Origin of the sequence: Streptomyces sp. NPDC047022 (assembly GCF_040644155.1) — a bacterium.
In the GTDB taxonomy this organism is placed as follows: Bacteria; Actinomycetota; Actinomycetes; order Streptomycetales; family Streptomycetaceae; genus Streptomyces.
The window spans coordinates 284,317-298,071 of record NZ_JBEYVV010000001.1 but is presented as its reverse complement, the minus strand read 5'-3'; the positions used below and the strand labels follow the sequence as shown (position 1 = coordinate 298,071).

Here is a 13,755-nt window from a genome sequence, read left to right as displayed (position 1 = left end):
CTCCGAGCTGGACGGCATGACCCCGCTGCTTGGTTCACAGGCTCAGCTCCGGATGCAGCCGGTCGATGGTCCACACCTGCTTGCCACGGGCCGACACTGCGGTGAGCACGAGGGCACCCACGGTGAACGCCGCCAGTACGGCGCACGCCTGCCACACGGGCCCGAGACCGCCGCCGGTGATGAGCCTGCGCAGGGCCCCGATGACGTAACTCATCGGCAGGTAGGGGTGGATGGCGTTGAAGAAGCCCGGACTGGTCTGCACGGGGTACGTGCCGCCGGCGGACGTGAGCTGGAGCATCAGTAGGGCCAGCACGAGAATCCGGCCCGCGGCCCCGAAGCGCGCGTTGAGCCACTGCACGGTGGCCCCGAAGCACGCCGCCACGAGGAACAGGAACCCGATCGTCCCCGCCGCGCGCGCCATCTGCAGGCCGATCGCCCAGTGCAGCACCGCCATCAGGGCGGACGTCTGCAGCACACCCACCGCGACCACCGGCAGCCAGCCGGCCAGCGCGGCCCGCGGCGCCGAGGCACCCGCGGCCAGCGCGCGCCGGTTCAGCGGCGGGATCAGCATGTACGCCACCATCGCGCCCACCCACAGGGACAGCGGGATGAAGTACGGGGCGAAGCCGGTGCCGTAGTTCGGCGCCTTGTGCAGGTCCCTCGATGCGAGCTGGACCGGGTCGGACATGACCTGGGTGCGCAGGTCGCGCTGGGCCTTGTCGTAGTCGGGGATCTTCCCCGCGCCGCTGTGCAGTCCGTCGGCGAGCTTGCCGGAGCCGTCGCCGAGCTTGTACATGCCTCCGTTGAGGTCGATCGCGCCCGAGTGCAGCTGGCCGACGCCGGTGTCGAGGGCGGCCGCTCCCGTGTAGGCGGTACCGAGGCCGGTGTTGATCTGCGCGGCTCCCTTGGCGACCGCGCCCGCGCCCTTGTTGAGCAGGTCGATCTTGGCGACCGCGTCGTCCAGATCGCCGGAGAGATTCGGCGCCGACTTGGCGAGTGCCGTGGCCTGCTCCTGGAGCGTCGTGAGGTCCTTCTTCATGGAGGTCGTGTCGTCGTGGTAGTCCTGCACCACGGTGTTGACGTCCTTGGCGAGCCGCGCCGCGTCCGCCGCGGAGTCCTTGGCCTTCTTGAGGTCGTCGCACGCGGGGTCGGGCAGGAGCGCCTTCTCGCAGCGCTTCTCGTAGAGGGCGTTCAGGGCCTCTGACGCCGCGCTGGTGCCGCTCTGGACGACCGGCGCCGTGGTGACGATCGTGTCGAGGTGCTCGTTCATCACCTTGGCCGAATCCGCCACCAGGGTCGCGGTGTCCGCGATCTTCTGGCCGTTCTTCTGCAGATACGGGCGCACGGTGTCGGCCGTGCCGTCCACCTGCTTGGCCAGCGCCGCGGTGCCGTCAGATACCTGCTGGGCGACGCTCTGAAGACTGCCGGCGCCGTCGTGGAGCCTGGTCAGGCCGCCCGAGAGGTCGCCACTGCCCTTCTTGGCCTTCTTCAGCCCGTCGGCGAGGCTCTTGGAGCCCTTCTCCGCCTTGCCGATCCCGTTCGTGAGGCTGTCGGCACCCTTGGCGGCCTGCACGGTCTTCCCGTGGATGTCCGAGAACGAGATGAAGATCTTGTCCAGGAACGACCGTGACGCCTTGGCGGAGGCCGCCGACCGCACCTCGTTGAACACCGTCTTGGAGATCTGTCCGACGATGTAGTTGTTCGCGTCGTTGGTGCGCACCTGGAGGGCGCCGGTCTCGGGCGAGTCGCCGGAGCTGGAGGAGATCCGCTCGCTGAAGTCCGACGGCATGGTCAGCGACAGGTAGAACGTGCCGTTCTCGACGCCCTTCTTCGCCTCGGCGGCACTCACCTCGTGCCAGTCGAAGGTGTCGCTCTTGCGCAGCCCCTTGACGAGGTCGTCGCCCACGGTGACCTTCTGCCCGGCCACGGTCGCGCCCTGGTCGCTGTTCACCAGCGCCACGGGGATACGGTCGAGTCGCCCGTACGGGTCCCAGAACGACCACAGGTACAGGGCGCCGTACAGCAGCGGCAGCAGAAGCAGCGCGACCAGCGCCGCGCGTGGCAGCTTCCCCCTGCCGAACCGCCTGAGCTCAAGCGCGGCCAGTTTCGGCGAGCGCATCAGCCGTCTCCTTGTCGTCGTCTGCGCCGTCCTCGGACGGCTCGTCGGGGGTGGTCCCCGGGGTGCTCGGCCGCGGCGCGACCTCTTCGGCGGGACGTTCGGAGCCCGCCGGGGTTCCGGGCGCGGTCGACACCACGACCGCGCCCTCGGGGGCCTCGGAGCACACCGCGATGACCGTGGTCCCGGCCTCGGTGAGGGACCTCAGCAGATCCCAGGCCGCGGTTCGTTCGGCGGCCGACAGCTTGAGGTCGGTGTCGTCCACGGCCAGCAGCCTCGGGCGTCCGATCACGGCCAGTGCCACGGACAGCCGCAGGGCCTCGAGGCGCTCCAGGTCGCGCACCGCGGTCCGGGAGCCCTTGGGCAGCGTCTCGAGGTCGAGCCCCGCCGTGGCGAGGGCGGTGGCGATCCGCTGCTTCGCCGTCGCCGCCTTCTCGGCCCGCGGGCGCAGCAGCGCGCGCACGGAGTCCCCGAACCTGGCTTCCAGCAGGGCCCGTTCGCGCAGATGCTCGCCGACGGTGAGCGCCGGGTCGAGGTCGGTGACGCCCGGCACATGCGCGAGCGCGCTGATCCTGCGCACCGCGGACATCTCCTTGGGCAGCCGGTGGGTGCCTACCTCCGCCCGCCCCTCACTCGGCTTCATCCGGCCGGTGAGGGCGAGCAGCAGACAGGTCCGGCCCGAGCCCGAGGGGCCGCGGACCGCGATCAGCGATCCTGGTTCCGCTTCGAAGCCGACTCCGTGAAAGGCCCAGCCGCGTGGGCCCTTCACCCCGAAGTCCATGGCGCTGACGGCGGCCCCGGCGGGTGCTTTGTGCTCCTGCGGGTCCATGTCCCCCCTTGTCCCCTGGATGGCGCCGCCCGTCGGGGCGACTCTTTGAACTGACTGGTCAGTGCAAAAACTACTCCGAACTTCTGCGCGAAGCAAAACGAGTCGGGTGCACACGGACACGGACACGGACACGGACATGGACGGGGCCGGGGACGGGGACGGTGACGTGGACAGGGACACAGGCGCGGACCTGGACCTGGACCTGGACCTGGACCCGGACCGGACACGAACGCGGCGCGGCCACCCCAGGGGGCGTGGCCGCGCCGCGTCTTGGTCCGCCGGCCGGGACGCTCGGTCAGCCGCGGACGTAGTCCGCGAGATGCTCACCGGTCAGGGTGGCGCGGGCGGCGACGAGATCGGCGGGTGTGCCTTCGAAGACGATCCGGCCGCCGTCGTGACCGGCGCCGGGCCCGAGGTCGATGATCCAGTCGGCGTGTGCCATGACCGCCTGGTGGTGCTCCACGACGATGACCGACTTGCCCGAGTCGACAAGCCGGTCGAGCAGGCCCAGCAGTTGCTCGACGTCGGCGAGGTGCAGGCCGGCCGTCGGCTCGTCCAGGATGTAGATCCCGCCCTTGTCGGCCATGTGCGTGGCCAGCTTGAGCCGCTGCCGCTCGCCGCCGGACAGGGTGGTGAGCGGCTGGCCGAGGGTGAGGTAGCCCAGACCGACGTCGGCGAGTCTGCCGAGGACGCGGTGCGCGGCGGGCGTGTGCGCCTCGCCGGAGCCGAAGAACTCCTCCGCCTCGGTCACCTGCATCGCGAGCACCTCGCTGATGTCCCGGCCGCCGAGGTGGTAGTCCAGCACCGCCGCCTGGTACCGCTTGCCCTCGCACTCCTCACAGGTGGTGGCGACACCGGCCATCATCGCCAGGTCGGTGTAGATGACGCCTGCACCGTTGCAGGTGGGGCAGGCGCCCTCGGAGTTGGCGCTGAACAACGCGGGCTTGACGTCGTTGGCCTTGGCGAACGCCTTGCGGATCGGCTCGAGCAGCCCCGTGTACGTCGCCGGGTTGCTGCGCCGCGAGCCGCGGATCGCGCCCTGGTCGACCGACACCACACCCGCCTGCGCGGGGATCGAACCGTGCACGAGCGAGCTCTTGCCGGAACCGGCGACACCGGTGACGACCGTGAGCACCCCGAGCGGAATGTCGACGTCGACGCCGCGCAGGTTGTGCGTCGTCGCGCCGCGGACCTCCAGCGCGCCGGTCGGCTTGCGCACCGACTTCTTGAGGGAGGCCCGGTCGCCGAAATGACGGCCGGTGATGGTGCCGCCCGCCCGCAGCCCCTCGACGGTGCCCTCGAAGCAGACGGTGCCGCCCGCCGTGCCCGCGCCGGGGCCGAGGTCGACCACGTGGTCGGCGATCGCGATCATCTCCGGCTTGTGCTCCACGACGAGCACCGTGTTGCCCTTGTCCCGCAGCCGCAGCAGCAACTCGTTCATCCGCTGGATGTCGTGCGGGTGCAGACCCGTGGTGGGCTCGTCGAAGACATAGGTGGTGTCGGTGAGCGAGGAGCCGAGATGGCGGACCATCTTGACGCGCTGTGCCTCGCCGCCGGACAGCGTGCCCGAAGGCCGGTCCAGCGAGAGGTAACCGAGCCCGATCGCCACGAACGAGTCCAGGGTCCCCCGCAGCGTGGCGAGCAGGGGCGCCACGGACGGGACATCGAGACCGCGGACCCATTCCGCCAGGTCGCTGATCTGCATCGCGCAGGCGTCGGCGATGCTGATCCCCTCGATCCTGGACGACCGCGCCCCCTCGCTCAGCCGGGTGCCGCCGCACTCGGGGCATGCGGTGAACGTGACCGCCCGGTCCACGAACTCGCCGATGTGCGGCTGCATCGACTCCCGGTCCTTGGAGAGCATCGACTTCTGGATCCGCGGGATCAGACCTTCGTAGGTCATGTTGATGCCCGCGATCTTCATACGCGTCGGCTCATGGTGCAGGAAGTCGTGCAGTTCCTTCTTGGTGTACTTGCGGACCGGCTTGTCCGGGTCCACGAGCCCCGACTCGCTGTAGAGCCGGTAGTTCCAGCCGCCCGCCTTGTAGCCGGGGATCGTCAGCGCACCCTCGGCGAGCGACTTCGCATCGTCGTAGAGCTGGGTGAGGTCGACGTCGGAGACCGTGCCCCGGCCTTCGCAGCGCGGGCACATACCGCCGGTGATGCTGAAGCTGCGGCGCTCCTTCACCGTCTGGCCGCCGCGCTCCATGGTGACCGCGCCCGCTCCGCTGACCGAGGCGACGTTGAACGAGAACGCCTGCGGTGAGCCGATGTGCGGCTTGCCGAGCCGGCTGAAGAGGATGCGCAGCATCGCGTTGGCGTCGGTGGCGGTGCCCACCGTGGAGCGGGGATCGCCCCCCATCCGCTGCTGATCGACGGTGATCGCGGTGGTCAGCCCGTCGAGCACGTCGACGTCGGGCCGCGCGAGGGTCGGCATGAACCCCTGGATGAAGGCGCTGTACGTCTCGTTGATCAGCCGCTGCGACTCCGCGGCGATCGTGTCGAACACCAGTGAGCTCTTGCCCGAGCCCGAGACACCGGTGAACACCGTCAGCCGGCGCTTCGGGATCTCGATGCTGACGTCCTTGAGGTTGTTCTCGCGCGCACCGTGCACGCGGATCAGATCGTGGCTGTCGGCGGGGTGAGGCGCAGACGGCTGCGAGTCCGTCCTCTTGGCCTTGGTCATCGTGTCTCCGTCTGTGTGGTGCACGGGGTCGCCCTCGCAAAACCGCGCGGCGTCGCCTGGCCCGGTCCGGCCGCTGTCGAGCGTAACGTCCGGGTCTCCGCCGCCGGGGCGGTCGCGCGAACTCCGCATTTCCCGCGGACGGCCTACGCGGACGGCCCACGCGGACGGTCCTCGCGGTCGGCCGGTGCCGAGGCTCATGGCGGCCAGGCTAGACGCGCCCCGGCGACCGGCGCTTCTCCGATCCTGACCGGATCCCGACCGGATCCCGACCGGATCCCGACCGGATCCCGACCGGATCCCGACCGGATCCCGACCGGATCCCGACCGGATCCCGACCGGCCCCTGTTCGGCTCCCGACCAGTCTGGCGAAGAGCATCTGCGCAGGTCAGAACGGATTGTCAGTGCCATACCTCACGATGTGCACATACGGCCACAGTGCCGTCACGCAGACGACAGGAGGTTCGTCATGGCCAGCCATCACGCAGCAGCCGCACACCGGCGCCGCGGCACCGTGCCTGCCCCCTCACTGACCGGTCCGGCCGCCGATGTGCACCCCGTGCTGCGCCGGACCACGGCCCCGCCCGCCGCCCTCGAGCTGCTCGCCAAGGCCCGCGCCGGACTCGAGGAGGCGGCCGGCCTCGAAACGCCCAACGAGCGGTACGCCGTCGCCCATCTCGCGGCCCTGCGCACGGCCGCCGCCGTGCTCGCCGCACGCGCGCGCCCGGAGCCCACGCCGCGGCGCCGCGCCAGGATAAGGAGCGCCTGGGAAGTGCTCCCCGAGATCGCTCCCGAACTCACGGAGTGGAGCGCGCTGTTCGCCTCCGGCGCCGCCCGCCGCGCCCGGGCCGAGGCGGGCATACGGGGTGCGGCGGGCACCCGGGACGCGGACGATCTGATCCGCGACGTCGCGATGTTCCTGCGCCTGGTCGAACGGATGCTGGTGCTCCAGCCGGTCCTGCCTCAGTCACGGCGGGAAGGAGGAGAGGGGGGCGAAGCAACGCGGACTCTTGGTGACTCAGCCTGATCCGGCGGCGCTTTGCTCGTAGAAGCCGGATGCCGGGGCCGCGATGCCGAGCGGTGTGAGTTGGTGGGTCGGGACGAGGCGGCGCGGGGAAACCGGCTCCGGGAAGAGCTGATTGAGATGGGGCCGGGGGAAGGGGGAGGGCCCCGGCGCGTCGTTCGGCCTGTGGACAGGCCGCCGGTCACGGTGCCGGAGGCAATAGGGTGGAGGCGCCTGAAGCCTTTCGCCCTGGTACCGGGGCCGGAAGACAGTTCCGATCGCTCCGCCGTACACCGGGCGGTGCCGCGCCGAGGAGTCAACTGCCGTGTCGGACCCGATGCGCCCCCGCGCTTCTCTCCGTACCGCCGTGGTCTGGGAGGTCCTCAAGGACGCCCTCGACCGTCGCGTCAAGGCCACGGGGCGGGACGTGCTGGACGTCCTGGACACCGGCGGCGGAAGCGGCAACTTCGCGGTGCCCGTCGCGCGCCTGGGCCACCGTGTCACCGTTGTCGACCCCAGTCCGAACGCGCTGTTCGCGCTGGAGCGCCGGGCCGCCGAGGCCGGTGTCGCCGACCGGGTCCAGGGCGTGCAGGGCGACGCCCACGGCCTCTTCGACGTGGTCGAGCGCGGCGGGTACGACGCGGTGCTGTGCCACGGCGTGCTGGAGTACGTGGACGACCCCGCCGAAGGTGTCCGCAACGTTGTCGCCGCGCTGCGGACCGACGGGGTTCTCAGCCTCCTCGCCGCCGGGCTCGGCGGCGCCGTGCTCGCCCGTGCTCTCGCCGGTCATTTCAAGGAGGCCAAGCAGGCGCTTGAGGACCCGGACGGCCGCTGGGGCGCGAGCGACCCCGTGCCGCACCGCTTCACCGCGCAGCAGCTGACCGCTCTCGTGGAGGACGCGGGTCTGAGGGTGGGCGCCGTCCACGGAGTGCGGGTCTTCGCGGACCTGGTGCCCGGGGTCCTGGTGGACACCGAGCCCGGTGCGCTGGAGGCGCTGCTCAAGCTGGAGGCCGCGGCGGCGGAGTCCCCGGCGTTCCACGCCGTGGCCACACAGCTCCATGTCCTCGGCGAGCCCCTGGGGACCGCCGGGGCCTGAGCGACCCTCGAGACGCCCCGCTGATCAGCGGATCGGCGGCAGATGGAGTACGCCACAGGCCCTCCGATCGGGCGGTCAGCGCCGTATGATCGAGGTAGACCGCCCGGCATGACGGGTCGGCCGCCGGGGAATGGAAGCCTCAGTGAGCCGGGACTGTCGTGGCGGGTTCCGGTTGGCCAATTGGCGTAGAGGGGCGGGTTTCAAGGGGGCGATTCCCTGCCTATCCTGAAGGGGACCCCCAGTCGCCCCGGCGACTGCACGATGAGGAGGACTCCGTGCCGCTCTCGGAGCACGAGCAGCGAATGCTCGAGCAGATGGAGCGAGCGCTGTACGCCGAAGATCCCAAGTTCGCGACAGCGCTTGAGGGAAGCGGGCTGCGTACGTACACCCGGCGACGGGTCTACCAGGCGGCGGCAGGCTTCCTGGTGGGTATCGCGCTCCTCATGACCGGTGTGGTCGCGAAGCAGATCTGGATCAGCGTGGTGGGCTTCCTCGTCATGCTGGGCTGCGCGGTGCTCGTCGTGACCGGTTGGCGCAGGGTCCCGAAGCCGGGTGAGCAGGGCGTGCCCGGTACGCCGGGCGCTCGGGGGCAGGTCCGGCAGCGGCGCTCCATGATGGACCGCATCGAACAGCGTTGGCAGCGCCGCCGCGACGAACAGGGCCACTAGTCCTCCGGGCGGACAACCGAAGACCTACGTGAGGGGGCGGCCACCACCGAGGTGGCCGCCCCCTCACGCCATGCCGCGGTTGCTCCCCAGGGGCCCAGCGGGCGGCCCTGGGGGCCCTGGGCGTCCCCATGGCACGGGGGGTCCCACACAGCCCGGTGCCACCTCGGGCGACCGTGTGGGAGCGCCTCGGCGTGAAGCCCCGGCCCCCGAGCGCGCCCCGCCTTGCCCGGTCCCGCCACTCAGAGCGGGGGGACCGGGCAAGGCAGGCGGCCAGGTGTGTCAGCCGTTCTGCTGGCCGGACGGGCGGTGTACCAGGGCGGTCCACCGTGCTGAAGCGCGCGCCGTGAGGGCCGTCCAGCGATCGCGCGCGGCCCACACCGCACGCATGGCCGAGCGCGGGGCCAGGACCGCCCGGGTCCGGGTCCGCCGGCCGGCGGTGGACCTGAGGGCCGTCCGCACCGTGCGCACGTCCTCGGCCAGGCCCGACCGGGGGTGCGGACGCGCGGCGAAGAGCACCTGTTCCACGGCACCGGCGACCCGGTGCACGGCCTCGGCCGCCGAACCGTCCAGCCGGCCGAGCCGCACGATCCGCTCCGCGGCCTTGCGCGGGGTCAGGGCGTCGTCCGGCACGATGCCGTAATCCCAGGCCGTGTCCGTGAGCTCGCGCCACACGGCCAGGGTGTGCCCCACGGCCAGCTCGCTCTGCCGGCCCGGTGACGGCGCCCCGCCCGGCAGCACGGTCATCTCGATCTCGCCCGTGTGCCGGGCGCCCGCCCCGATGCCCTGGCCCCGGCGGTCCGGGGCCAGCCGCACCGACCTGCTGCGCAGCCGCCACAGCATCGGCGTCAGCGGCACCGCGAGCAGGACCAGTCCGAGCAGCCCCCACGCCAGGATCTGGTACCACGGCGGACCGCCCTCACCGGGCGGCGCCGCGATACCTGCCGGCAGGGTCCCGCACGGGCCCTCCTTGCGCTCCGCCAGTGAGCACTTCTCCTTCGCGGACGGCGCGGCGGAGGGTTCCGCCGCCGATGACGCCGAGGGGCGCGGTGCTTCCGGGTTCTCCCCGTGCGGTGTGTGCGACTGCGTGTACGACGGGGTCGATCCGCGGCTCGGGGTCGGCTCGAAACGGGTCCAGCCCACGCCTTCGAAGTACAGCTCCGGCCATGCGTGCGCGTCCCGCAGTCCCACCGACATGGTGCCGTCCGGCTGCGGGGATCCGGGAGTGAAGCCCACCGCGACCCGGGCCGGTATCCCCAGCGTCCGCGCCATGGCGGCCATCGCGAAGGAGAAGTGAACGCAGAATCCCTGCTTTTCCTTCAGGAACCGGGCGATGGCCTGGGACCCGGTGCCGTTTTGAACGCTCGTGTCGTAGGTGAAGCCGCCGTCGAACGCGAAGTAGTTCTGGAGCTTGACCGCTTCCTCGTAGTGGTTCGACGCCCCGGCGGTGACCTGGAGCGCCGTCCTGGCCACCACCGCCGGAAGGGAGCTGGGTACCTTGGTGAACTCGCGCTTGAACTCCGCCGGCGGCTCCGGCGCCGCGGCCAGCTGCTTCGCGGTCGGCTGCAGTACGAGGCTCTTGACCTCGTACTGCAGGCCGCGCGTGGTCTGCCCGTGGTCGCCCACCAGCGTCCGGCCCACCGGTTCGTACCGCCAGCTGCCCGCGATCTTCACGTGCGTAGCCGGGTACGGCATGGGGAGCCAGTCCTGCGCGTACCAGTTCGCCGCCGAGATGCGCGTGTCGACCTCGGTCCTCCGGACGGCCCCCGCGAGCCCGGGCGGATCGGGGAACGTGTCCGGCACGTCAGTGATGTGGCGCTGAGCGGGCTTCCAGGTCGTGCCGTCGAAGTCGTCCAGGGCGACGATCCGCAGGTACATGTCCTCGGTGTCGGACGAGTTGGTGCGGTAGGCGATGACCTGGCGGTCCTGGTCGATGTTCAGGTTGTCGCGCAGCGACACCAGCGGGTTGACCGCGGAGATCGTCTTGCCGTTGCCGAGCCCGTCGCCGACGCGGGTCCCGGTGTCTGCCAGCAGGCCGCCTTCGAGGGCGGGCAGGGCGAGCGGCGCCACCAGTGCGATGCCCAGCGCTACCGCGCCGATGCGCCGCCCCGTGCGGACGGGAGCGACGGCGCCCGGGGACTCCCAGCTCTGTGCGCGAGGAGCGCCGCTGAACACCCGGCCCCACTGGGAGAGCCGTTCGCGGCCCTCTGCCAGCAGCAGCATCAGATAGCCGCAGGCGGCGAGCAGGAACCACAGCCAGTCGGCCGAACCGGAGGAGAGGCCCGCGGCCACCGAGTACAGCGCGAGCAGCGGCAGCCCGGCCGGGGCCGCCGAACGGAACGTGACCGCCACGGCGTCCACCAGCAGCCCGATCAGCAGGACCCCGCCGACGATCATCAGCCGGATGCCCGGGGACAGTGGCGCCGGGGGCGCATACCGCCCGACGTCGTCCGCCCCCGACTGCAGCAGCTCCCCGAACTGGCGGAAGGAGTCGGGGCCGGGCAGGAACCCGGCGATGGACCGGCCGGGGACGAAGAACAGCGTGAGCAGCATCAGGGAGACTGCCACCTGGCAGACGATGGTCAGCGGGCGCGCCAGCGGCACCCGCCGGGTCAGTGTGCCCACGCCGGTCTGCACCGCCACCAGCAGTGCCACCTGGAAGATCCACGTTGTCGGTGACACCAGCGGCAGCAGGGCGCACGACGTCATCAGCGTCGCCGCCGCCGCGCACAGCGCCAGCCGGGCCCGCCCGCTCATGCCCGCCCTCCCCTGCCGCTCACGGCGCCCACACCCGAGCCGTGCCGGTCCGTCTCGCGCCACAGCTCGGTCAGCGGGACGCCCCTGGGCACCGCCAGCGCGGTCCAGCCCGCCTCACGCAGCATCCGCAGCCGTTCCCCGGCCCGGTCGAACGGTTTGGGCGCCTCGGTGGGTTCGCGCGCCCAGGTGTCGCTGTCCACTACGAAGGCGAGAGCGCCGCCGCTGCGTCTGCTCATCTTGGCGGCCAGCGCGGCCTGTTCCTCGTCGAGATCGCCGAAGAAGGCCACCAGCAGGCCCTCGTTCCCGCCGCGCAGCACGTCGTACGCGCGTGACAGGCTCCCGCCCTGCGAGTGGTCGATCACGGCGAGCGTGTCCATCATCAGCCCGGCCGCGTCGGCGGACTCCTGGCTCGCGCCCGCGAAACCGTCCGCGCCCTCGCCCGGCACCGTGGTGCCCGTGTCCGTCAGCAGCCGCACCGAGAAGCCCCGTTCGAGCATGTGCACCAGCGCGGACGCCGCGCCCGCCACCGCCCACTCGAAGGCGGAGTCGGGGCCGGCACCGCGGAAGGCGATGGCCCGGGTGTCGAGCAGGACGGTGCACCGCGCCCGTTGGGGCTGCTCTTCGCGGCGCACCATCAGCTCGCCGTAGCGCGCGGTGGAGCGCCAGTGCACGCGGCGCAGGTCGTCGCCGTACCGGTAGCCGCGCGGAATGACGTCGTCCTCACCCGCAAGCGCCAGTGAGCGCTGCCGTCCGTCGCCGTACCCCTTCGCCTCGCCCGCGAGCCGCACAGGTGGCAGCGGTTCCACCCGGGGGATGACCGTCAGGGTGTCGCCGGACGAGAAGGAGCGGCTCAGTTCACACATCCCGAAGGGGTCGGTCAGGCGCAGCTGGAGCGGTCCGAGCGGGTAGCGGCCGCGCAGGTCCGAGCGGACGCGGTAGGACACCTCGCGCCGGCCTCCCGCCTCCATCCGGTCCAGGATGAAGCGGGGGCGCGGCCCGAGCACATAGGGCACCCGGTCCTGGAGCATCAGCACGCCGGTGGGCAGCCGCGAGACGTTGTCCATCCGCAGGTGGACCCGGGCCTCGGAGCCCGCGGGCACCCGTGAGGGGGAGAGCCAGCGGCTGCCTGCGACCCGGTAGCGCGTGCGGTGCAGGACCGCCACGCACACCAGGGGCAGGGCCGCGAGCAGCAGCCCGACCCGCAGCAGATCGCTCTGCCCGAGGACGTAGGCGCAGATCGCCGCCGCGACACCGGCCGCGAGGAAGGAGCGCCCGCGCGTGGTCAGCCCGGTGAGCGTCGTGCGCAGCCCGCCCCCGTCCTCTTCGTCCTCCGCGGCAGGACGGGCCGTCCCCGCGGGCGCCATCACAGCCTCCGGGGCGGCTGCTGGCCGAAGCCACGGCCCATGGGGAGGCCGGACTGCTGGGGTGAGGCGGGTACCGGGGTGCGCTGGAGGATCTCCTCCACGACCTGTTCCGCCGTACGCCGGTTGAGCTGGGCCTGCGCGGTGGGCAGTAGCCGGTGGGCAAGCACCGCCACGGCGAGGGCCTGCACATCGTCGGGCAGTGCGTACTCCCGGCCGCTGAGAGCGGCGGTCGCCTTCGCCGCGCGCAGCAGGTGCAGGGTGGCGCGCGGCGAGGCGCCGAGTCTGAGGTCGGGGTGCGTGCGAGTGGCGGCGACCAGGTCCACCGCGTAGCGCCGTACCGACTCGGCGACATGGACACCGCGGACGGTCTCCACCAGTTTCACGATGTCGTGCGCGTGCGCCACCGGCTGAAGGTCGTCCAGCGGGTTCACCCCGCCGTGGACGTCGAGCATCTGCAGCTCTGCCTCCGCGCTCGGGTAGCCGATGGAGACGCGGGCCATGAAGCGGTCGCGCTGTGCCTCGGGCAGCGGGTAGGTGCCCTCCATCTCCACCGGGTTCTGGGTGGCGACCACCATGAACGGGCTGGGCAGTTCATAGGTCTGGCCGTCGATGGTGACCTGGCGCTCCTCCAGCGACTCCAGCAGCGCGGACTGGGTCTTGGGGGAGGCGCGGTTGATCTCGTCGCCGATCACGATCTGGGCGAAGATCGCGCCCGGCTTGAACTCGAAGTCGCGGCGCTGCTGATCCCAGATGGAGACACCCGTGATGTCCGAGGGCAGCAGGTCGGGCGTGAACTGGATACGCCGCACCGAGCAGTCGATGGAGCGCGCCAGCGCCTTGGCGAGCATCGTCTTGCCCACGCCGGGGACATCCTCGATCAGAAGATGCCCCTCGGCGAGCAGTACGGTCAGCGAAAGCCGTACGACCTCGGGCTTGCCCTCGATCACTCCTTCCACCGAGCTGCGCACACGCTCCACGGTGGCGGTCAGATCACTGAGGCTCGCTCGATCGTCATAGGTCGTCACCCGGCCCTCCTCGGCCCGATATTGCTCCGGGCCGACGCTCTGCGATGCGGACCGGCCCACCCCGAAACATGGACACCACGCGGAAAAGGAAGGTTCCGCGTGATGCCACCCCCGCATTCTTGTTGCCGTTACCGGTTCGTGTCACTCGCCTGTGGATAACTGGCCCCGATATGTCGGCTTCAGCGGCTTTTGGGTTCACCCTAATCCCGGGATTCCC

General features: G+C 71.5%; 9 protein-coding genes. 3 read left to right on the top strand and 6 right to left on the bottom strand.

Annotated elements, in window-relative coordinates:
- Positions 1 to 34 precede the first annotated feature (34 nt).
- The 3 genes from ABZ845_RS01325 to ABZ845_RS01315 all read right to left on the bottom strand — a co-directional run bounded on the left by ABZ845_RS01325 (position 35) and on the right by ABZ845_RS01315 (position 5,631).
- Positions 35 to 2,119 (bottom strand): YhgE/Pip domain-containing protein, encoded by a 2,085-nt coding sequence (locus ABZ845_RS01325; RefSeq protein ID WP_360971634.1) that lies wholly within the window; start codon positions 2,117 to 2,119, stop codon positions 35 to 37.
- Positions 2,091 to 2,945: an ATP-binding cassette domain-containing protein gene (locus ABZ845_RS01320; RefSeq protein WP_360971632.1), complete on the bottom strand. Its 855-nt coding sequence runs from the start codon at positions 2,943 to 2,945 to the stop codon at positions 2,091 to 2,093. Before ABZ845_RS01320 ends, ABZ845_RS01325 begins: the two co-directional genes overlap by 29 nt.
- A gap of 295 nt (positions 2,946 to 3,240) precedes the next feature.
- Entirely contained in the window at positions 3,241 to 5,631 is a 2,391-nt protein-coding gene (locus ABZ845_RS01315; protein ID WP_360971629.1) for an excinuclease ABC subunit UvrA, read from the bottom strand.
- A 466-nt stretch (positions 5,632 to 6,097) separates the two neighbouring features.
- Between ABZ845_RS01315 and ABZ845_RS01310 the strand changes: the two genes are divergently transcribed.
- The 3 genes from ABZ845_RS01310 (at position 6,098) to ABZ845_RS01300 (ending at position 8,395) form a co-directional block, all read left to right on the top strand.
- Positions 6,098 to 6,655: an SAV_6107 family HEPN domain-containing protein gene (locus ABZ845_RS01310; RefSeq protein WP_360971626.1), complete on the top strand. Its 558-nt coding sequence runs from the start codon at positions 6,098 to 6,100 to the stop codon at positions 6,653 to 6,655.
- Between the two features lie 301 nt (positions 6,656 to 6,956).
- Positions 6,957 to 7,727, top strand: a complete 771-nt coding sequence (locus ABZ845_RS01305; RefSeq protein WP_360971623.1) for a methyltransferase — start codon at positions 6,957 to 6,959, stop codon at positions 7,725 to 7,727.
- Positions 7,728 to 8,002: 275 nt separating this feature from the next.
- Positions 8,003 to 8,395: a DUF3040 domain-containing protein gene (locus ABZ845_RS01300; RefSeq protein WP_360971620.1), complete on the top strand. Its 393-nt coding sequence runs from the start codon at positions 8,003 to 8,005 to the stop codon at positions 8,393 to 8,395.
- 279 nt (positions 8,396 to 8,674) lie between these two features.
- Here ABZ845_RS01300 and ABZ845_RS01295 read toward each other — a convergent pair whose 3' ends face one another.
- Genes ABZ845_RS01295 through ABZ845_RS01285 form a run of 3 tightly spaced genes read right to left on the bottom strand, consistent with a single transcriptional unit; the run spans position 8,675 to position 13,538 of the window.
- Positions 8,675 to 11,149, bottom strand: a complete 2,475-nt coding sequence (locus ABZ845_RS01295) for a DUF3488 and transglutaminase-like domain-containing protein (protein WP_360971617.1) — start codon at positions 11,147 to 11,149, stop codon at positions 8,675 to 8,677.
- Positions 11,146 to 12,513: a DUF58 domain-containing protein gene (locus ABZ845_RS01290; protein ID WP_360971614.1), complete on the bottom strand. Its 1,368-nt coding sequence runs from the start codon at positions 12,511 to 12,513 to the stop codon at positions 11,146 to 11,148. The genes ABZ845_RS01295 and ABZ845_RS01290 overlap by 4 nt, the downstream gene beginning before the upstream one ends.
- Entirely contained in the window at positions 12,513 to 13,538 is a 1,026-nt protein-coding gene (locus ABZ845_RS01285; protein ID WP_360971611.1) for a MoxR family ATPase, read from the bottom strand. The genes ABZ845_RS01290 and ABZ845_RS01285 overlap by 1 nt, the downstream gene beginning before the upstream one ends.
- Between the last annotated feature and the right edge of the window lie 217 nt (positions 13,539 to 13,755).